This is a genomic window from Streptomyces sp. NPDC026538 (genome assembly GCF_055567535.1).
The window spans coordinates 1135008-1156991 of sequence record NZ_JBVHQG010000002.1 but is presented as its reverse complement, the minus strand read 5'-3'; the positions used below and the strand labels follow the sequence as shown (position 1 = coordinate 1156991).

General features: G+C 68.5%; 10 protein-coding genes and 2 pseudogenes. 7 read left to right on the top strand and 5 right to left on the bottom strand.

The features are described 5' to 3' along the window. Positions 1–18 precede the first annotated feature (18 nt). The gene (locus ACZ4N4_RS12005; RefSeq protein WP_467587226.1) at positions 19–849 is read left to right on the top strand and encodes a hypothetical protein; all 831 of its coding nucleotides are present in this window, start codon (positions 19–21) and stop codon (positions 847–849) included. A gap of 219 nt (positions 850–1068) precedes the next feature. Here the strand turns inward: ACZ4N4_RS12005 and ACZ4N4_RS12000 are convergent. Beyond that, positions 1069–2761 (bottom strand): annotated as a pseudogene (locus tag ACZ4N4_RS12000) (acetolactate synthase large subunit). A gap of 178 nt (positions 2762–2939) precedes the next feature. On the opposite strand from ACZ4N4_RS12000, the gene ACZ4N4_RS11995 reads away from it, so the two are divergent. The 5 genes from ACZ4N4_RS11995 to ACZ4N4_RS11975 all read left to right on the top strand — a co-directional run bounded on the left by ACZ4N4_RS11995 (position 2940) and on the right by ACZ4N4_RS11975 (position 7244). After that, positions 2940–3677, top strand: coding sequence for a flavodoxin family protein (locus tag ACZ4N4_RS11995; RefSeq protein ID WP_467587223.1), 738 nt, complete (start codon positions 2940–2942; stop codon positions 3675–3677). A gap of 181 nt (positions 3678–3858) precedes the next feature. Next, positions 3859–5124, top strand: coding sequence for a molybdopterin-dependent oxidoreductase (locus ACZ4N4_RS11990; RefSeq protein WP_467587706.1), 1266 nt, complete (start codon positions 3859–3861; stop codon positions 5122–5124). A 2-nt stretch (positions 5125–5126) separates the two neighbouring features. Next, a complete protein-coding gene (locus tag ACZ4N4_RS11985; RefSeq protein ID WP_467587703.1) occupies positions 5127–5636 on the top strand; it encodes a hypothetical protein in 510 nt (169 codons plus the stop codon). Next, positions 5633–6394, top strand: a complete 762-nt coding sequence (locus ACZ4N4_RS11980; RefSeq protein WP_467587220.1) for a class I SAM-dependent methyltransferase — start codon at positions 5633–5635, stop codon at positions 6392–6394. The genes ACZ4N4_RS11985 and ACZ4N4_RS11980 overlap by 4 nt, the downstream gene beginning before the upstream one ends. Further along, entirely contained in the window at positions 6327–7244 is a 918-nt protein-coding gene (locus ACZ4N4_RS11975; RefSeq protein ID WP_467587217.1) for an NADP-dependent oxidoreductase, read from the top strand. The genes ACZ4N4_RS11980 and ACZ4N4_RS11975 overlap by 68 nt, the downstream gene beginning before the upstream one ends. 980 nt (positions 7245–8224) lie before the next feature. Here the strand turns inward: ACZ4N4_RS11975 and ACZ4N4_RS11970 are convergent. The 4 genes and pseudogenes from ACZ4N4_RS11970 to mycP all read right to left on the bottom strand — a co-directional run. Beyond that, positions 8225–8640: pseudogene (locus ACZ4N4_RS11970) on the bottom strand (nucleotidyl transferase AbiEii/AbiGii toxin family protein); the annotation flags it as partial. A gap of 5 nt (positions 8641–8645) precedes the next feature. Continuing rightward, entirely contained in the window at positions 8646–9038 is a 393-nt protein-coding gene (locus ACZ4N4_RS11965; protein WP_467587214.1) for a hypothetical protein, read from the bottom strand. Between the two features lie 587 nt (positions 9039–9625). Next, entirely contained in the window at positions 9626–10108 is a 483-nt protein-coding gene (locus tag ACZ4N4_RS11960; RefSeq protein ID WP_467587211.1) for a BMP family ABC transporter substrate-binding protein, read from the bottom strand. 114 nt (positions 10109–10222) lie between these two features. Further along, on the bottom strand, positions 10223–11461 hold the full coding sequence (mycP, locus tag ACZ4N4_RS11955) for a type VII secretion-associated serine protease mycosin (protein ID WP_467587208.1): 1239 nt from the start codon (positions 11459–11461) through the stop codon (positions 10223–10225). 487 nt (positions 11462–11948) lie between these two features. Between mycP and ACZ4N4_RS11950 the strand changes: the two genes are divergently transcribed. Beyond that, positions 11949–21929 (top strand): LamG-like jellyroll fold domain-containing protein, encoded by a 9981-nt coding sequence (locus ACZ4N4_RS11950; RefSeq protein WP_467587206.1) that lies wholly within the window; start codon positions 11949–11951, stop codon positions 21927–21929. The last annotated feature ends 55 nt before the right edge of the window (positions 21930–21984 follow it).

The window sequence follows — 21984 nt, the reverse complement described above, 5'->3', positions numbered from 1 at the left end:
GACGGAGTGGGGGATGCCATGGGACTGGCCATGTGCCCGTTGTGCAGTGACGACGAGGATGTCGAACTGGTCCGCACCCTGGACGACGGACGCCGGCTCGTGAAACACCGGTGCGGCTACGAATGGGAACACGGCGAGCCCGTCCACCCGAAGAAGGAGCAGGTCCGCTCCTTCGGCGACCTCAAGGCCCGCTTCCCGAAACCCGAGGACGCCGAGCCCCGGTGGCTGGAACGGGCGGACCGGCTCAAGGCCGAGTACCTGGCCACCAGGCCCGACTTCGACCCGCAGGTCGCCGCCTACTGGGCGAAGTACCAGCAGGTCTTCTCTCCGGACGGGTTGAGCACCTGCGACCCCAGGGTCCTCAAGGATTTCGCCAACTCCGATGTCGGAGCCCACCCCGGCAACCAGGCCACCTTCAACTCCGCCTGGAACCTCATGGGCGACGCCGCGGCGGGAGAGTCGACCCGCAGCACGATCGAGTACCTCCTGTACGGGCCCGACGAGGTACCTCTGGAAGACCGGCTCCAGCACCTGCTGTCCGGTGTGAAGCCGTTCGCGATGACCGGTTTCAAGGAGGCGCTTCTCACCAGAGTTCTGTGCGTGGTGCAGCCCGAGCGGTTCCTGTCGATCCTCAAGTACACGACGCTGGCGGGCGGCAAGCGCGAGATAGCCCGGGCCGTGTACGGACTCGAACTGCCGGCACCCGAGTCGGTGAACTGGACCCTCGGCCGGCTCATCCTCTGGAGCAACGACCTCCTGCACACCCTCGTCGGCGAGGGCTTCGCCAACCAGCAGCACTCCGCCGCGTTCCTGTGGTGGGCCAAGGACCAGCCAGGAGGATCCGGATAGACCGGCCGGGCCGTCGCGTGGACGCCTATGCGGCCCTCCTTGCCATGGGCAGTCGCAGTCGTCGCCGACTGATGACCGAACCTGTCGTGGTCAGTGCGGCTGGGAAGCGCTGACGCCTCGGCCGGTGAGTGGCAGACCTCTGCAGGGGTGTACAAGGCGGACCCAAATCGCCCCTCAGAAGGATGAAGACCGCAAGATCCGGGTTCTGGATCCATCAGTTCAGAACGGGCCGTGGAGACTGCCCAGTCTGTCGGTCAGGCGAAGGTTCTCGGAGTAGTCCACGGGGCAGGCGATCACGGAGACCCCCTCGTCGTCGAGGGCCCTGCTCAGCACAGGCAAGAGCTGGTCGGCGGCCTCGATCCGGTAGCCGCGTGCGCCGAAGCTCTCGGCGTATGCGACCAGGTCCGGGTTGGTGAACCGGGTGTGGCTGTGGCGGCCGAGTTCGAGTTCCATCTTCCAGGTGATCAGGCCGTATTCCTCGTCCACGAGGACGAGGACGACCAGGGGGACGCGTTCGCGGACGGCGGTCTCCAGTTCCTGGGAGTTCATCAGGAACGAGCCGTCGCCCATCATCGCCAGGACGCGCCGGTCCGGACGGGCGAGCTTGGCGGCGATGGCGCCCGGCAGTGCGAACCCCATCGTGGACAAGCCGTTGGAGACCAGGCAGGTGTCCGGTTCGTAGGTGGGGTAGAGGCGGGACATCCACATCTTCCCGGCGCCGGTGTCGGCGAGCACGATGTCGTGGCGGTCCAGCGCGGTGCGCACATCGCTCACGACACGTTGCGGCACCAGGGGGAACGCGTCGTTGTCGCGTCCGTACTGCAGTTCTTCGTCGAGCAGCGTACGGATCTTCTCGCTGCCTCCGGCGTCGTAGGTGAGTCCCTCGGGGAGCGCTGCTGCGAGTGCGTCCAGCGCCTGCGAAGGATCACCCTTGACGCCCACCGCCACCGGGTAGTGGGCGTCCACCTCGGCAGGGAAGCGGTGCAGGTGCAGGATCCGCTTGTCGCCGTTCGGGTTGATCTTGACCGGCTCGAACTCCTGGATCTCGTAGCCCACGCAGATCAGCACATCAGCCGCGTCGAAGCCGAAGTTGCCGTAGTCGTGGCGCATGAAGCCGACCGCGCCGAGAGCGTTGGGGTGGTCGTCGGGGAAGACGCCCTTGCCGTGGAAGGTGGTCGCGACCGGGATGTCCAGCCGTTCGGCGAACCGCACCAGGGCGGCCGAGGCCCCGGCTCTGGCGGCGCCGTGGCCCGCCAGCACGACGGGGTGCCGTGCAGCGGTGAGCACCTCGACCGCCCGCCCGATCTGGGAGGCAGACGGAGCATCGGCACGCACCGTGTCGACCTGCAGGGGGGGCCAGCGGCTCAGAGGGACGCCCCGCTTCGATGTCCTCCGGCACGGCCAGGAACACGGCACCGGGGCGCTCGCTCTGCGCGGTCTTGAACGCCTTGCGGGTCATCTCCGGCACCGCGTCCGGACACGCGACCTGGGCCGCCCACTGGGTGACGGGAGCGAACATCGACACCAGGTCGATGACCTGGTGCGACTCCTTGTGGGTACGGCGCAGGGAGCCTTGTGCGGCCAGGGCCACCATCGGGGCGCTGTTGGTCATGGCATCTGCGGTGCCGAGCAGCAGGTTGATCGCGCCGGGCCCCAGCGTCGCCGAGCACACGCCGGCCCGGCCGGTCAGCCGTCCGTAGATCTCCGCCATGAACGAGGCGGCCTGTTCGTGGCGCACCAGGACGTACCGGATACCGGAGTCGTTCAACGCGTCGACGAAACGGATGTTCTCCTCGCCGGGGATCCCGAAGACGTACTCCACGCCCTCGGCCCGCAGGCAACGCACCAACAGGTGCGCGACGTCCTCGACTGCTGCCGTGTTCTGCGACTCGCTCGCGCCTTCGGTACCCATGAGACGAACGTAGGCACGGCCACCGGACCCAGCCACTCGTCGGCAGCCGACCGAGGGGCGCGGAACGCCGGAACCGTTCGGAGGTGTTGCAGTGGCGGCTGCCGCGGTCGACACCCAGGCTGGACACAGTGGACGAGTCGCCGCGCACCGGGCGGCGGCAGGGCTCCAGGAGGACTGTGTGACTACTTCGTCGCCCGCTACCGATGCTCCGCCGGCTCGGTACGACGACCTGCGCGCGCTGGTGATCAACTGCACCCTGAAGCGCTCGCCGGAGACGAGCAACACCCAGGGGCTGATCGACCGGTGCACCGCGATCCTGGATGCGCAGGGAGTGCATGTGGATGTCGTACGGGCGGTTGATCACGACATCGCCACCGGTGTGTGGCCCGACATGACGGAGCACGGCTGGGAGACGGACGCCTGGCCCGATCTGTACCGGCAGGTCATGGAGGCCGACATCCTCGTGCTGGCCGGCCCGATCTGGCTGGGCGACAACAGCTCGGTGATGAAGCAGGTGATCGAACGCCTCTACGCGTGCTCCAGCCTGCTCAACGAGGCGGGCCAGTACTCCTATTACGGCCGTGTCGGCGGGTGTCTGATCACCGGTAACGAGGACGGCGTCAAGCACTGCGCCATGAACGTCCTCTACAGCCTCCAGCATCTGGGGTACACGATCCCGCCCCAGGCGGACGCCGGCTGGATCGGCGAGGCGGGCCCCGGCCCCTCGTACCTCGACCCCGGCTCCGGCGGCCCGGAGAACGACTTCACCAACCGCAACACCACCTTCATGACCTGGAACCCGCTGCACCTGGCCCGGGCGCTCAAGGACCTCGGGGGCATCCCCGCCTACGGCAACCAGCGCACGGCCTGGGACGCCGGCTGCCGCCGCGACAACGAGAACCCCGAACACCGGTAGTGGGATGCCGATGGCACGTGGCGGACGACCGTCGGGTTCGGCCCCGCGCAGTGGGCCGGGACGCCGGGGACCGGACGAGAGGCGGGTACGGGAGCGGCTGAGGCGTGTGCGGGCCGATGGGGCCGCTGCGGTGGCGTCGGCGGCCGCCCGTACCCGTACGGCGGCGCGGCGCGTCAGCCAGATGCCCCCGCCCCCAGGGCCGTTCCGGCCGGGATTCTGGCGCAGTCCGATCCGTGGCCCCTGGCTGACCTCGGCGTTCGGCCTGGTCCTCCTGGTCGGCATTCCGCTGCTGTTCATCACCGGACTGCTCTCCTACGCCGCCTACAACCCCGGGCTGAGCCCCCTCAACGACGAGACCCCCGACAAGGGCATCCTGGGCTTCTACCTCTTCAGCTGGCCCACGCATCCCTACTGGCTCTACCGGCTGCTCCAGGGCGTGCACGTGACACTGGGCGTGGTCCTTGTACCGGTGCTGCTGGCCAAGTTGTGGTCGGTGATCCCGAAGCTCTTCGAATGGCTGCCGGTACGCTCCGTCGCCCACGGCCTGGAGCGCTTGTCCCTGCTGATGCTGGTCGGCGGCGTCATCTTCGAATTCGTCACCGGAATCCTGAACATCCAGCTCTACTACGTCTTCCCGGGCTCGTTCTACCGCCTCCATTTCTACGGCGCATGGGTGTTCATCGCCGCCTTCGTCGTCCACGTGTGGCTCAGACTCGGCCGGATGACCCGGGCCCTGCGCTCGCGCAGCCTGAGCGCCGAACTGCGCACCGACCTCGCCCACACCGTGCCCGAACCACCCGATCCCGACGGCCTGGTGGCGGCCGCCCCCGCCGCACCGACGATGACCCGCCGCGGCGCGCTCGGCATGGTGGGCGCGGGATCGCTGCTCCTCCTCGTCGTGACCGCCGGACAGAGCATCGGCGGGTGGCTGCGCGGCACAGCACTGCTCGCTCCGCACAACCGTGATCCGGGCAGCGGTCCGAACAGCTTCCAGATCAACAAGACGGCGGCGAAGGTCGGCGTCACCCCCGCGCTCGTAGGCCCGACCTGGCGGCTGGAGGTGCACGGAAGCGGAGCGCCGCGGATCTTCACCCGCGAGCAGCTCCTGGCGATGCCCCAGCACGCCGCCGCGCTGCCGATCGCCTGCGTGGAGGGATGGTCCACCGAGGACCAGCACTGGAGCGGCCTTCGGCTGGCCGACCTCGCCGCTCTGGCCGGCCTGCCCGGCGCGGGAAGCGTCCTGGTCCAGTCGATCCAACCGCCAGGCCCCTTCACCAGGGTGGTGCTGCGCGGGAACCAGATCCACGACCCCCGAGCGCTGCTCGCCCTCCGCGTCAACGGCGCGGCCCTCTCACTCGACCACGGCTACCCGGCCCGCATCATCGTCCCGGCCAACCCCGGCGTGAACAACACCAAGTGGGTCCACCGGCTCACCTTCAGGGCGTGACCATGGCACGATTCGGCCGCTGGTACGGCTCCGGACCCCTGCACCTGCTCGTCCTGATCGCCTCGTTCGCCCTCACCGGCTACGCCATGGTGCGCCTGTTCGCCGTCCAGCCCTGGGAGGTGGCGATCTGGTTCGTCGGGGCGGCGATCCTCCACGACCTCATCCTGCTGCCCCTGTACTCGCTGTCCGACCTGTCGGCCCTCTCCGTACTACGACACCGCGCCGATGCCTCCCCCAGACCGACGGTGCCATGGATCAACCACCTGCGCGTCCCCGCCTTCCTGTCCGGTCTGCTCCTGCTGGTCTGGTTTCCCCTCATCCTCCGTCTGGCAGTCCCCTACCCCGGTGACACGGGCCTGTCCTACAGCGTCTACCTCGGCCGATGGCTGGCGATCACCGGCGTGCTCTTCGCCGCCTCCGCAGTGGCCTTCGCGATCAGACTTCGCCGCGCCCGGCGAGCCGACCGCGGCGACGAGGGCCCGCCCGCCACGGGTCATGGCGCCACACCGTGACCACCGACGGGGACAAGTCGTACGGCACCGGACAGGGCCCCTACGCGCTGGCCCTGCGACCCGGCCGTGGACCGGTGTATCTGCGGCTGGTCGACGGGCGCCGGATCCGGATGCCCGTGCACCGCTGGCACGAACAGCCCACAGCAGCCGACACGACCGTGCTGGAACGCTGCGTCGGTCCAGTCCTGGATGTCGGCTGCGGTCCGGGCCGGATGTGCAGGGAGCTGCTGAGCCGGGGAGTCTTCGCTCTCGGGGTCGACATTGCACCTCACGCGGTCGCACTCACCACCGTCCAGGGCGGGCTCGCACTGTGCCGGTCGGTCTTCGACCGTCTGCCGGCCGAGCGCGGCTGGCAGACGGTTCTGCTGATCGACGGCAACATCGGCATCGGAGGCGACCCGCACAGCCTGCTGCGTCGCTGTGGTGGACTCATGGCCCCGGCGGGACGCCTCGTCATCGAGGTCGACCCAGATGACATCGAGGAGCTGTGCACGGCGCGGTTCGAGGACCTCCAGGGCCACAGCGGTCCGCCTTTCCCCTGGGCGCGGCTGGGACGACGCGCGCTACGCAGGGTCGCCGAGGACCTCGCCCTCAGCATCACCGACCAGTGGACGAGCGGACACCGCAGTTTCCTCACCCTGGCTCATCGAAGATCTGAACCCACAACGACACACGAGGAAGGGGATCTCAATGAAGGCCATTGTGGTAACCGACCAGGACGCGGGAACAGCTGGGATGACCCTGACGGAGCGGCCTGAGCCGTCCGCAGCGATCAACGACGTCATCGTCCAGATTCATGCATCGGGCTTCGTCCCGACTGAGATGGAGTGGCCATCGACCTGGACCGATCGCGCCGGCCGTGACAAGACACCGTCGATCCCCGGCCACGAGCTGGCCGGAGTGGTCACCGCCCTCGGCTACGGCACAACGGGACTGTCGGTCGGGCAGCGGGTGTTCGGCCTCGCCGACTGGCACCGCGACGGCACCCTGGCGGAGTACGTGGCGATCGAAGCACGCAACCTCGCACCGCTGCCCGGCGACGTCGACTTCACGGTAGCCGCGTCCCTGCCCATCTCAGGTCTGACCGCGTGGCAGGGGCTGTTCCAGCACGGCCGCCTGCAGACCGGCCAGACCGTCCTCGCCCATGGCGCTGCCGGGGCAGTCGGGACGATGGTGACCCAGCTCGCACGTGAGGCCGGCGCTTACGTCATCGGCACCGGACGCGCCGCCGACCGTGAGAAGGCACTCGACTTCGGCGCGCATGAGTTCGTCGACCTGGAGAACGACGCGCTGAAAGACGTCGGCGGCGTCGATCTGGTCTTCGACGTCATCGGTGGCGACGTTCAGAAGCGGTCCGCTGCCCTGATCAGGGCCGGAGGCATGCTGGTGTCCGTCGTCGGCCCGGTCGAGGCGCGGCCCACCGACGGTCTGGCGGTGGACTTCGTTGTCGAGGCCGATCCTGCCGGACTGCGTGAGATCGTGCAGCGGGTGCGGGACGGACGGCTGCGGACGAATATCGGTGACGTCGCGAGCTTGGATGATGCCGTTGGTGCCCTTAACCCGACCACGCGACGCAGCGGGAAGACAGTCATCCGCGTACGCCCGTAGGGAGTGATGGCCACAGTCCGACTGGCGGGTGGCGGGATATCCGCACGGTGTACGAGATGAAGCGGCTCGGCCGCGACGTGCTCGTGCTGGAGATGCGCGCCGGACTCCTCGCGGGAATGTACGACCCTCAGCGGGCACGGCAAGTTGCTGTTTCTTCGCGGTCGTGGTGGAGACCGGGCGGGAGAACATCCCCAAGTCGACCCTGGAAGGACTCGACGCCGCCGCCCGCAAGGGCGAGCGCGGTGGCCGGCCGTCATCACCGCGATGAGGCGTACGTCGTGGAGCTGTGCAACCACGTGGTGGGTGAGACAGCCCTGACCCAGCACCGGTTCGACTCGCTCCCGGGAGACCCCAGTACGAACGGGCGGTGGGCGAGGCTGCCTGTCGACGCCTGCTGGGAGAGCCGCGTGCATCGTGCGGAGGGCCGCGCCGAACTGCCCGACGGCCGGCCGGCTCCGCTCACCATCACCCAGCTGGACGATCTGCTCGGGGAGCGGTCCAATCAGACGAGGATCGTCCTCGGCACGTCCGCCACTGGCGTCACGGACGTCGGCGACACCCTGCGGACGATCGCCGGACGCATCGCCGACTGGGTGCTGCCGCCCGTCGGCAGGCCCAGCGTCTACAAACAGGAACTCACGGGCGGACTCCCGTGTGAACGGCGCGTCGTCATCAGCGACTTCGCCTGCTACCCGACGCGGCCCGAGACCTGCCGGGAGGCCGTCGATCTGGCTGAGACGCTACTGCCCGACACCCCGGGGGTGACTCGCGCGGTCGTCCTGGTCACGGACCCCGCCCAGCTGGCCCTGTGGCGCACCCTGCTGACGGGCGAGGAACTCACCTCGGCTGCCCCCGTGGTGCTGCGCTGCCACGACCGCCGCAGCCTGCGCGGCTGGGCCCAGCTCGTCGAGATGTTCCACACGGAGGACCGCTTGGACCGCCTCCACGACCTGACTGGCGGCTGGCCCCTCCTGGTCGGCGTCGATCAGGTCGCGGGGCGCTCCGCGGTCGGCGAGGGCGCGGACCTTGGTTCCGATCACGTCCTCCTCCACGAGGACGGGCCCGTACGGGCTCTGGGCGACCGGCCGCCAGAAGATCTCCTTGAGGATGTCGACTTCGCTTCCTGCCCGGTGGCTGGGTCGGACACGGTGAAGCGGGCGGACAGCGGGGCAGTCTCCAGCGCGTGCACGTTCCAGCCGCGGGCTTCCAGGCCGGCCCGGAGCGTGGCGGCGATGTCGGCCATGGGTGCCGGGTTCTCGGTGGCGACGTCGAGGTCCTGGCTGGGGCAGTTCACGAGGCGGTGTGCCCGCACGGCGTATCCGCCGGTGAGGACCAGCGGATACGGGGAACCGAGCGCGATCACATCCGCCAGGAGCCGCGTGTGCAGCTCCGGCATGTCCGTCACGCGGCTGCCCGGGTGTGGGAGGCGAGCTGGGGGAAGGCGTCCTCCCACACGGTGCGCACGGTGCGGCCGACGAGGGTGCGCAGCACCGGCCACAGCTGCAGGAGCAGGTTCTGGTTGAGGTAGCGGGGCAGGTCGTCGTGCAGGCCCTCGTGCAGGACGGTGCGGTACAGGCCCATGCGCTGGCGAGGTTTGCCCAGGTCGTATGAGGTCATCCCGGACCAGGCCATGTGCAGCGGCAGATCCACGACACCCTGGGTCGGCCCGTGCAGCTCGTCCAGCGACTCCGGCAGACGGCGGCGGAACTTCTCCCGGTACAGCGCGAGGTCCTCGGCGTCCGCGCCCGAGAAGTCGCTCGGTGTGGGTGCGGAATGCTGTGGGCTGGAGGACATGAGTCCATTATGGCGGCCGGAGAAGTGGCGCGGGTCTTGATGAGACGGCTGGTGTCTGGAATGAGCGTGCCGGAGCGTGCCGGGGGAGCTGGTCGCGGCAGCTGGGCCTGCTCCGAATAGGTGGGACGGACTGTCGGCCGTGACGCTCTGGGCGCCCGCACGCTGCCTGTCGAGCTGAGAAAGCGGCTCTGACCTGGCCTTTTCTGCGACTCGCTCAGGTCGACACCTTTCCGATGACGTCGCATGTGGAGTGCGTCGCCATCCTGGAACCCGCCGGGCAAGGCCGCTGACCTGCCGTTTTCTGACTTCTTCTGGCTGCTCGACCTGTTTCCCGGCGTGGGAACATGTGAAGCCGGACGACGCCGCGTGGCCTGCGCTTTCGCTTGAGGGGGCGGGTTGCGTGGCGGGAACTGGACGTGTTCGTCCTGCGCTATGACGCATGAATGACGCACGGACTGATGTTCCGTCAGGTGTTTATGATGTCTGGATCAGGTGTAAAGGCGAGGCGGTTGGGCTGCTCGCTGAAATCCCGTACTTCGACAAGCCGGACCGGCTCGCCGTCAGCGGAGTCCAGCGGGGTGAACGATTCAGGTTCGGTGCGATGACCGCGGTGTGGCGGCCTGCTGTACTGCTCGGATCACTGCCGCTCGGGCAGCCGGTGAAAAGTTCCGTACATTTGCCAGCTTGATGGGTGAGCCGACGATGATGAATCGCTGATGGGGGTTGTGCCGGGCGGCGGTGGTCACGGCATCGTGCAGATCGGGTCCCACGGAGATGATGAGTCCGCAGTGGCGCTGCACGAGGCTGTTGATATAGGGCAAGGACGCCGCTGTGCCGCTCGTGGGGATTTGGAGGTGCTGCGCGTTGACGGCAGCACCTGAAGTCGCATTCTGCAGTGACGACCAGACGGACTGGGCCATATCCGAGTCGTGCTGGTCATTGATCAGGCAGGCGCGGAAATTTCTTGAGATGTTGTTTGCGGCGACCTTCGGAGCCCGGGGCGCGGTCAGCGAAGCGATGGCAAGCCACGCCAGTAGGCCGCTGACGAGCAGTGTGCCTGCGGCAGCCATGAGCCGGGCCTTTGGGGGGCGGTTGTGAAGGCTGAAGGGAAGGTTCACGTGGTGCGCTCCGGAATGGGTTCTGGATGGTGGTCTGCTACCTGCCCGGCGGGGGCGTGGCGCACCTCAGGCTCGGTTTTTCTGCTTCTTCTTGCGTGACTTGGCGTCCGGATGCTGTGTGCGGCGTGGAGGAGTCGGGCTTGTCCGCTTGGGAGAACGGCTCTTGCGGTGCCGGATGACGACCCACACCGATGCTGCAGTCACAGCCACCGCCCCGGTCAGACCGATACCGGCGACCCATCCGATACCGGTGCCTTCGTGATTGCCGAGCGGACTGGCGGACAGAAGGGGGTTGGCCGCAGCGCCGTTGGCGGCGGCGGGTGCGTGCAGAGCTGCGAGTGGGTCGATCAGGCCGTAGCCGTACTGGTCGTCGTGGCCGCTGCCGCCGGGCCGTCGAGCGGTGCTGATCAGACGGCGGATGGTCTGCCCCGCGCTCAGGTGGGGGAAGGCGGAACGAACCAGCGCGGCTGCTGCGGAGACGTAGCCGGCTGCGTAACTGGTGCCGTCCGCTTTCACGTACTGGCCTCGGTCGTTGGCGGAGTAGATGTCGGTGGCCGGCGCGGCGAGCGTCGACCGGGGTCCGGATTCGCTCACCGGCCAGAAATGGCCGCTGGAGTCGGTCCCGGTGACATCGATGACGCCGGGGAATGCGGCCGGGTACATGGCCGGGTTGCCGTTCTGCCCTTCGTTTCCGGCGGACGCGACGACTACCGCGTCTTTCCCGAGCGCGTAGTTGACGGCTTCGCGCAGCAGCGGATCCGGTGTGGTCGTCCCGATGGATATGTTGATGACCTGGGCGTGATGATCCGCGGCGTATTTGATGCCTTCCGCGATAGCGGTGGGCTCTGCGGTTCCGTCGGTGGACACACGGACGGGAAGTACCTGGGATTTCGGGGCGAGTCCGGTCATTCCGTTGCCGTCGTTCGCCTTGCCTGTGCCGGCGATGATGCCGGCGATGGCCGTCCCGTGTGAGTCGCCGGAGATGTCCGTCTGACCGTTGTCCCGAGGGTCTCCGAGGAATCCTGTGCCTTGGAGGACCTGGCCTTTGAGGTCGGGATGGGCGGCGTCGACACCGCTGTCGATGAGGGCGACGGTGGTGCCTTGGCCTTGGGACATGTGCCAGATCTTCTGGGTCTGGAACTGCGTGAGCGGCCACTCGGATTGGCGAATGCCCACCGCGTCGGCGGGTGCGTCGGCTGTGAGGGCCCATAGTCCTGCAAGCGTGGCGCCGACGAGGAATCGGCAAAGGGTCGATATCGGGGTTGGCGCGCGGCGTCTGCCGGATCGTCTTCGCGGCAACAGCACGAACAGCTCCTATCGGTGCGGGGCGTCCCAGATGGCAAGCGCGGGGAGCGCACGGAGCCAGCCAGGTTCTACCACATCGCCTGTGGTGGCGGCCGGGGCGGCGGGCGGGCCAGTGTCCGGCTCTGCCGACCGCGGAGTGTTCCGGGGCGGGCCGAGGCCGGGGCGTGAGTCAAGGCCGAGCATCGAAGGGCCAAGGCTTGATCAAGACTGTGGGGGCAAATCGGGCTCAAGCGAGTTTGATCATGTCAATTTGCTGTGTGTATTTGTCGATGAATCGTTGATCAACTGGCGGGTCGACATTACAACTTGGGTGCCGCGCCTCCATCGGAGAGGTGTTGCTGTGTCGCGCTGTGGGGGTTCTGTCATGAGTCGCCGTCCGGACCGCGTGCCGTCTGGTGCGGGTATGAGGTTGGTGTTCGTCATCTCCTCCCTCGCCAGTGGCGTGCAACGGCGTTGGCTGCGGAGTATCGCGCTCACGATCAGTGGCGTGGTGTTCATTGCGCTGGCGACGCAGCCCGCCGAAGCGTTCATCAATGAGCAGACCCTGGCTTCGAGTTCGGCAGTGCTGCCCCATCAGCGGACGGGTTCCGCGGCTGGGCTGCCCCACCAGACCGGTTCCGCGCTGACGGCGAAGGGCCCCAGGCTCGCCACCGTAAAAGCTCACAAGCCGGTCGCGGTGAAGGGGGCACTGCCCGCCGACCGCGAGGCGAAGCGGCCGGTGAAGCCGCGGATGTCGTACACCGGCCCGAAGAGCAAGCTGGGCGCCAAGCGCATGGCACCGCCTGCCGCAGTGCGCGCCCGCATGCTCCAGGGACATCGCACCAGCTCCCGGTCCTCCTCCGCGCACGGCGACGCCCACCTGCCAGGCCCCGCGGCCGCCGGTACGGAGGTCACCAAGGACCGCACCGCCACCACATCGGTGTTCCAGAACCCGGACGGGACCCTCACCGCCCGGGTCTACAGCCGTCCCGTCCACTACCGCACGGCTGACGGCTCCTGGGCCGACATCGACACCACGCTGACCCAGGACTCCGACGGACGGTGGAAGGAGAAGGCGGACGCCCCCTCGGCCCGCTTCGCAGCCAGCGGTGACGATCCGGCGCTGGTGACGTACGGCCCAGGCTCCGGCGAGCAGGTCAGCTACGGCCTGCAGGGCGCGGCCGCTGTCCAGGGCCAGGCATCGGGAAGCTCGATCACCTATCCGGGCATCGCCCGGCAGTCGGACGTGACGTACAAGGCGACCGCGTCCGGGGTGAAGGAGACGCTGACGCTGCACTCCGCCGCGGCCCCCGCCACCTGGATCTTCCCGCTGCACCTGACCGGCCTGACCCCATCGCTGGCCTCGAACGGCAGCGTGGTGTTCAAGGACGCCTCCGGCACGGTGCGTGAAACGATTCCGCACGGCTTCATGGAGGACGCCCACACCGGCAAGGTCTCGGGTGAGGGCGCCATCTCCACCGGCGTCACCTACGCCCTGACCAACGCCCCCGACGGCAGCCCGGCGCTGAAGGTCTCGCTGGACGACTCCTGGCTGCGCTCCTCGGACCGGGCCTTCCCGGTGACCGTCGACCCGACGAACCTCAACGCCGCGTCCAGCACCTACGTGGAGACCCCGTACGACATTAACTTCTCCACCGACGACACCCTGAAGGTCGGCTCCTACGACGGCGGCACCCACAAGGCCAACAGCTACCTGCAGTTCTCGTCGTTCGGCTCCACCTTCCAGAACGACTACATCGAGAAGGCGTCGCTGTACCTGGACGACGTGTGGTCCGGCGGCTGCACCGCGGAACCCGTCTACGTCCACGGCATCAGCAGCGCCTGGACCGTGGGCACCATTGCCGACTACCCAGGTCTGTCCTACGGTTCGACGCTCGGCTCGTCCAGTTTCGAGGCCGGGTCCAGCTGCGGCGGGTCCGCCTGGCACGGGATCGACATCGGCGACGACCCGAGCGCGGCCGGCGTGAAGTTGCTGGAGGGCTGGGCGCACGGCGGCACCAACCGGGGCCTGGCACTGACCGCGAGCACCTCCGTGGTGGCGGCCTGGAAGCAGTTCGCCTCGGTCCACTCCTCCTACCCGCCGTACCTGTCGGTCACCTACAGCGCGTACGGCGCCGACTACTCGATCCCCAGCCAGACGTACACCGAGCCCACCGCGACCACCACCGGCTCCATGAAGGTCACGCTCACCAACCGCGGCACCACGTCGTGGTCGACCACCGGCACCCAGCTGGCCACCGACATCTACAGCACGTCCTGGACGAAGCTGACCACCAACGCCACCAAGACGTACGTGACGAGCTCGGTCAGCCCCAACTCCACGATCACCATGACCGGCACGCTGCCCGCCCTGGCACCCGGCCAGTACTACGTGTGCTGGGACATGCTGACCGGCGGCACCTCGTTCTACTCCACCTACAACGTGCCGCAGAAGTGCGCGGAGATCGCCTCCGCCGACACCCCGCCGCAGATCGACTCGACGCTGCCGCCCTCCAACTCCGTGGTCGGCTCCATCACGCCGCAGCTGTTCGCCCGCGGTCACGACCCGGACAGCTTTCCGGGCAGCGCGCTGACCTACGACTTCCAGCTGTACACCGACCCCGCATCCGGCTCGCCGTCCCTCATAGTGGACTCCGGCTGGCTGAGCACGTCCAAGTGGACCGTGCCCAGCGGCAAAGTGGCCTGGGACCAGTCCTACTACTGGATCGTGGCCGACAACGACAGCGACGCCCAGAGCGCCTGGTCGGATCCCTCGTACTTCTCCACGACCGTTCCCCAGCCGCTGATCACCTCACATCTCGGCGCCGCGGCGCAGGGCCCTGACGGCAGGAGCTTCGACCCGCAGGTGGGCAACTACACCGCCTCGGCGACGGACGCGAGCGTGTCCGTGGCGGGTCCGGCGCTGTCGGTGGTGCGCTTCTACAACTCCCTCGACCCGCGCACCGGCAGCCTGTTCGGCGCCGGATGGTCGACGCAGTACGACATGTCGGCCCTGCCAGACAGCGACGGCTCGGGCGCGGTCGTGGTCACGCTGGCAAGCGGCGAGGAGGCGCGGTTCGGCCTGAACGCGGACGGGACGACGTTCACGCCACCGCAGGGCACGTACGCCACGTTCCGGACGGTCAGCGGTGGCGGGTACACCCTCAACGACAAGTCGGGCACGACGTACACGTTCGGTGAGCAGGTCGGCCTGGCATGGAAGCTGACGACGATCAGCGACGCGTCCGGGCTGAGCCAGACACTCTCGTACAACCCCGACGGCACCCTGGCCACCGTGACCGACACGGCCAGCAGCCGTTCGCTGCACCTCACCTGGAGCGGCGGCCATGTCACCCAGGTGGCCACCGATCCGGCCACCGCCGGCGGTGCGGCCGAGACGTGGACGTACTCCTACAGCGGCAGCGACCTGACGGGGGTGTGTCCGCCCACCTCCGCCACCGCGTGCACCGTCTACTCCTACACCACGGGTTCGTCCTCCGGCTCGCACTACCGATCGGCCGTGCTGGACGCCAACCCGGCCTCGTACTGGCGCCTGGCCGAGTCCTCCGGCACCTCGGCGGCCAGCGAGGTCGCCGTCAACGAGGGCAACGACAACGGCACCTACTCCTCGGCCGGCGTGACACTGGGAGCCGCCGGCCCGCTGCCCGGCTCTCCGACCACCGCCGCCACGTTCAACGGCTCCAGCGGCTACGCGTCGGTTCCGGCCGACGTGCTGCACCAGGGCAGGAGCCGGGCGGTGAGCCTGTGGTTCAAGACCTCCTCACCCGGTGTGCTCATCGGCGACCAGTCGGTGGCCATCGCCGGCACCTCCACCGCGACCGGCACCTGGGACCCGGTCCTGTACGTGGGGTCGGACGACAAGCTGCATGGTCACTGGTGGAGCGTCAGCGGCTCCGGCAGCACCGCCTTCGGTTCGACCGGCACGGTGAACGACAACGCCTGGCACCACGCGGTGCTCAGCTCCGACGGCGTCACCCAGACCCTGTATCTCGACGGCAGCCAGCAGGCCACCTTCTCCGGCACCCCCAACGACCAGTCCAACACCATCACCTACATAGGCGCCGGATACGCGAAGTCCTGGATCGACTCGCCGGCGGACGTCAGCTACTTCCACGGCTCCATCGCCGAGGTGGCCTTCTACGCCCACGCACTCGGCGCCCCGGCGGTCCAGGAGCAGTACACGACCGGCACCCACGCCGCCGGGGAACTGACCGGCGTCACCCTGCCCTCGGGCAAGACGGACATGGCCGCCGCCTACGACGCGGTGCACGACAGGGCATCGCAGCTCACCGACACCAACGGCGGCACCTGGAGCCTCGCCAACCCCACGACGAAGGGTTCGGGCGCCTACTACCGCAACTCGGTGATGACGAACGATCCCGGTGACTACTGGCGCCTCGGTGACTCCTCCGGCAGCCAGGCCGTCAACGAGACCGCGGGCTGCACCACCAACGCCCTGCGGTACTGCTCCGACGGCCCCGCGACCTATCACAACGTCACGCTCGGTGCGTCGGGCCTGTATTCCGGTGGCACGGAGACAGCCGCGTCCCTCAACGGCACCAGTTCCTACGTCGAACTGCCCTCCGGGACCATCGGCGGCATCAGCGGACCGGTGAACCTGACGCTGGAGATGTGGTTCAAGACCACCACCGCCGGTGGAGTGCTCTTCAGCTACCAGAGCAACCCCATCGGCACCACACCCAGCGGCAACTACACCCCGGCCCTGTACGTCGGCGCCGACGGCCACCTGTACGGCGAGTTCTGGGACGGCTACCTCTCTCCGATGGAGTCCGACGGCACCGTCACCGACGGCGCCTGGCACCAGGTGGCCCTGAGCATGGGCTCCGACGACGTCCAGACCCTGTACCTCGACGGCAAGCAGGCCGACCAGCGCACCGGCAGGGACTTCAACAACATCGGCCAGAGCTACTACTCCCTGGGCGCCGGCTACCTGTCCGGCGGCTGGCCCGCCCAGCCGTCCAACAACCTCAACGGCTACTTCAAGGGCTCGCTGGCCGAGGCGTCCTTCTTCGTCAGCGAACTCAGCGGCGACGCCGTCGCCGCGGACTACGCCGCCCGCGGTGCCTCCAGCGGCGCCACCCCGGTCACCACCGCCACGGTCACCGACCCCGGCCACAAGGCCCTCACCTACCAGTACGACCCCGGCCACGGCGGACGCCCGCTCTCCACCACCGACGCCCTCGGCCACACCGTCTCGTACGCCTACGACACCAACGGCTTCGTCTCCACCGTCATCCGTCCCGACGGCGACAACACCGGCTACACCCACAACGCGCGCGGCGACGTGCTGTCCACCACGCTCGGCGACTTCTACCCGGGGGGCCTGACCAGCTACTACAGCTACCCGGCCGACGGCACCTACAGCGTCACCGACCCACGCGACGACGAACCCACCGCGTATGCCGACGCCCGCTCCTCCGGACCGTCCGACACCACCTACGCCACCAACTACACCTACGCCGCGAACGGCGACCTGCTCACGACCGAGGACGCCGACGGCAACACCGCCAGACGCACCTACACCACCGGCACCGAGGCGGCGGTCGGCGGCGGAACGGAACCCGTCGGCCTGCTCGCCACCAGCGAGGACGCCGACAACAAGACGACCAGCTACGCCTACGACAGCGCCGGCGATCTCGCCCAGGTGACCGCTCCGTCCGGACTGAGGACCAGCTACACCTACGACGCGCTCGGCCGTCGGCTGACCGCCACCGAGGTCTCCGACACCTACCCGAACGGCATCACCACCAACTACACCTACGACGCCGACGACCGCCTGCTCACCCGCACCGACCCGGCCATCACCGACGCCGTCCAAGGCACCACCACCCACACCGCCCGGACGACGTACGGGTACGACACCGACGGAAACACGACCTCGGTCGCGGTCGCCGACACCACGGGGGGCGACACCACTCGCACTACGTCGTGGACGTACAACAGCCACGACCAGGTCGACTCGGTGACGGATCCGCTGGGCCACGAGACCGGCTACGGCTACGACGCCTACGGCAACCGCGCCTCCGAGACCGACGCCGACGGCAACGCCTACGCCTACAGCTACTCACCCACCGGTGAGCTGCTGACCACCACCCTCACCAACTACACCGGCGATCCGGTCAACCCCTCCACGGCGACGTCGCTGGTGCTCGACTCGCGCACCTACGACCCGGACGGGCTGCTCGCCTCCGACACCGACGCGATGGGGCGCACCACCGGCTACCAGTACCACTTCACCCACTGGCTCTACACCAGCTCGCTCACCGACTTCCACAACGCGGACGGTTCCACCAGCAGCAAGTACCTGCACGTCTACGGCTACGACGCCGCCGGGCACGTGGTCACCGACCTGGAGACCAACGCGCTGGTGAAGACCCAGTACACGTACGACGCCGCAGGCCGCACCACCCAGCAGACCTTCGATCCCAGCGGCCTGAACACCGTCACCTCCTACGGCTACGACGGCGACGGCAACCTCACCTCCCAGTCCGTCACAGGCGGCGGAACCACCGAGCAGAGCGACTACACCTACGACACCCTCGGCGACGTCACCGCGGAGACCGTCCACGACGGCTCGGCCGACCTCGTCACCACCCACACCTACGACCAGCGCGGGGTGCTCACCTCCACCACCGACCCGCGCGGCAACGCCTCCGGCGCCGACGCCGCCGCCTACACCACCGCCTACACCTCCGACCAGGCCGGCCGCGTCACCCAGGTCACCGCGCCGACCGTGAACGCCGAAACCGACGGCGGCACCCCGCAGCAGATCCACCCAATCACCCTGTACGGCTACAACACCTTCGGCGACCAGACATCGGTCGACGACCCCGACGGCGACATCACCACCTACACCTACGACGTGGACGGCGAGCAGGTGGCGGTCTCCGACGCCGCCTACACCCCGCCGGGCTCCGCCACGTCCATCACCCCGACCACGACCGCCGCCTACGACACCGACGGCCGCCTCACCGCCGCCACCGACGCGGACAACAACACCACCAACTACACCTACGACCAGTTCGGCGACGTGGCGCAGATCCAGCAGCCCGCCGCCGGCGGCACCACCCCCACCAGCCACGTCACCTACGACGCCGACGGCGAGGCACTGTCCGCGACCGACCCCACCGGCGCGGTCACCCAGACCACCTACGACGACCTCGGCCGCCCGGTGACCGCCAGTTCGGTGGTCCGCCAGCCGTCCACCACCACGGACACCACGAAGCTGGGCTACGACGAGGCCGGAAACCAGACCTCCCTGACCCTGCCCGGCGGCGAGAACTCCACCGCCACCTACGACACCGCGGGCGACCTCCTCACCACCACCGACGCCCGCACCAACACCACCCACTACGCCTACGACCTCGACGGGCGGCTCACCAAGACCACCCTGCCCGACCAGACCGCCACCACCCAGACCTACGACGCCGCCGGCCGCCTGACCGCCACTGCGAACCTGGACGCCTCCGGCACCACCCTGACGGGGACGTCGTACGGCTACGACCTGGCCGGTAATCCCACCTCGGTCAAGAACGCCGACCAGAACACCACCACCTACGCCTACGACGCCAGTGACGCGCTGATCCAGCAGACCGAGCCGGTCAGCTCCACCTCGACGATCACCACCAGCTTCGGCTACGACGCGGCGGGCAACCCCACCCGCTACACGGACGGCGACAACAACGCCACCATCACCACCTACAACACGCTCGGGCTGCCGGAATCGAGCATCGAGCCCAGCACCACCGCGTTCCCGAACACCGCCGACCGCACCACGACCATCGCCTACGACGCAGGCGGCAACCCGACCACCGTCACCCGCCCCGGCGGCGTCACCCTCACCCATACCTACGACGCCGACAGCCGCCTGACCCGTACCTCTGCGACGGGCGCCGAGGCCACCACCCCGAGCCAGAACTTCGGCTACGACGCCGACGGCCGCCTCACCTCGGCGGGAGCACCCGGCGGCACCGACACCTACACCTACGACGACCGCGGCGAGGCACTCTCAGCCTCCGGCCCGTCTGGCAACGCCACCTACCACTACAACTCCGACGGTCTGCTCTCCTCCCGCACCGACAAGGCGGGCACGGCGACCTTCACCTACAACCCCGACGGCCAGGTCGACACGGCCACCGATGCGGCCACCAACACCTCAGTCGGCTATACGTACAACTCCAACGGCCAGGTCAGCGGCATCGCCTACGGCGGCAGCGGCAACGCGACCCGCAGCTTCGGCTACGACCCCCAGCACCGCCTCACCAGCGACACCCTCACCGCTCCCGGCGGCACCACCGAGGCATCCGCCTCCTACGGCTACGACAACGCCGGCAACCTCACCGCGCAGACCACCACCGGCACCGCCGGAGCCGCGTCCAGCACCTACGGCTACGACCAGGCGGGCCGCCTGACCTCGTGGAACAACGGCTCGACTACCAAGAGCTACGGCTACGACGGCGCCGGCAACCGCACCAGCGTCACCAGCGGATCCACCACGACCAACGCGAGCTACAACGCCCGCAACCAGCTCACCGGCACCAGTTCCGGCTCGGCCTCGACGACGTACGCCTACACGGCCCGCGGCACCCGGGCCTCGGTCACCGGCGCCCAGGGCACCGAGAACCTCAGCTACGACGCCTTCGACCAGCTCACCACGGACGGCAGCACCACCTACACCCACGACGACCTCGGCCGCCTGGCCACCGCGGGCAGCACCACCTTCGCCTACGACGGCACCGACGGCCAGACGGTCTCCGACGGAACCGAGAACTACGGCCGCGGACCGGACGGAGAACTCCTCGGCGTCAGCGGCCCCGGCGGCGCGGCCCTCGCCTACACCAACCAGCACGGCGACCTCACCGCCACCTTCACCGCGACCGGCACCGGCCTCGCCGGCTCCACCGCCTTCGACCCCTACGGCCAGACCACCGCCACCAGCGGCACCCAGCACGACCTCGGCTATCAGGGCGGCTGGACGGATCCCGGCTCCCACCGCGTGGCCACCGCCAGCCGCTGGTACGACCCGTCGACAGGAGGCTTCACCAGCCACGACGCCACGAGCCAGCCGCCTGTCCCGTCCGTCGACGCCAACGCCTACGCCTATGGCGACGACGACCCGCTGACCAACGCCGACACCTCCGGCAACAGTGCCTGCCACCCGGCCACCGGATACCAGTACCACCCGTCCGTCAGTTACTGGCATCCCTCCGGCGGCTACCGGAACTCCTACTCGCACACCCGGAGCCACCGCAGCTCAGGGCGGGACAACGGCAACCGGATCGCCGCACTGCAGCGGGAAAACAGCAGGTGGAACGAGGACTTCAACACGAGCCCGTCGGATTATCTGCCGGATATGTACCCGCGCTACAACTCCAACGGCAGTATCGACTACGGCCCGTACGGCTCCGGCAACTCCTACAGCTCCGGCAACGACTACAACAACGACTCCTACGGCGGGTACGGAGGCTTCCTGGGCGATCTGGGCTCTGTACTGGGTGAACTGTTCAGCTACGGGAGCTGCGACATCTCAGTCCAGGCACCTCCGCCTCCGCCTCCGCCGACCGCCAAGACGGGCCTGCGCGAGAACCCTGGCAAGCGTCCTGTGGGCCAGGCCACCGGCCGTGGCACCACGCCACAACCGGGGACCAAGACAGCGGCGACAGGCCCGTCCGACACCGCCCCCGTCCAACCTCACGGCAGCGGCAAGACCCCCGTGGCCTACGATCCGGACACGGGCCCCGCGAACATGGCGGCCAACGATCCGTCGGGTGGCCTGGGCACCACCTTCCCGGTCGACCCCGGCGCCGGCGACGGCAACACGCTCGTCAACCCGGTAGACCCTGGCGCCGGAGCAGGGCTCACATCCACCCTCCCGGTCGATCCGGAGGCCGGAGCCGGCAGCACACTGATCAATCCGATCGACCCCGGCGCGGCCGCAGGATGGAGTTCGCTCTTCCCGGTCGATCCGACCGCCGGACTTCCCAGTGTGGCACTGGCTGTGCCACCGGGAGCTGAGACGCGTTACATCTACGGCGGATCGGAGGACGGTGCCGCTCAGTTGTCACAGCGGGCGACAGACCTTCAGAACCAGGCCGGCTGGAGCGGAACGACCTCGGTGGTGAGGGTCAGGAGCAAAGCAGACCCCGGACGAGAGATGACTCTGGTCTCCAGTAACAAGCAATACATGCCGAGTGGCTGGAAGAAAAACAATTCACTTCTGCCGGGGGAGACGTTCGTGCAGCTCCCCGGGCACGCAGAACAATCTGTTCTGCAAGCTCTTTCGGCCGGGGCCGGCTGGGAAATAGTCGAAGGCGGAACATCGACAGGTGTATGCTGGGGTCGCTGTTTTCCCAGCCTCACCGGTATGGGTGTGACTGTGGACGGGTCGGTAAACAAGAGCCAGAAGCAGAACTCGCCATGGAGGACATTTTGGACCACGTACCCCTAGACGTGACACACGATTCTTTGGTCCAGGCTTTGCGTACAGCGCAAGAGGACGCCCT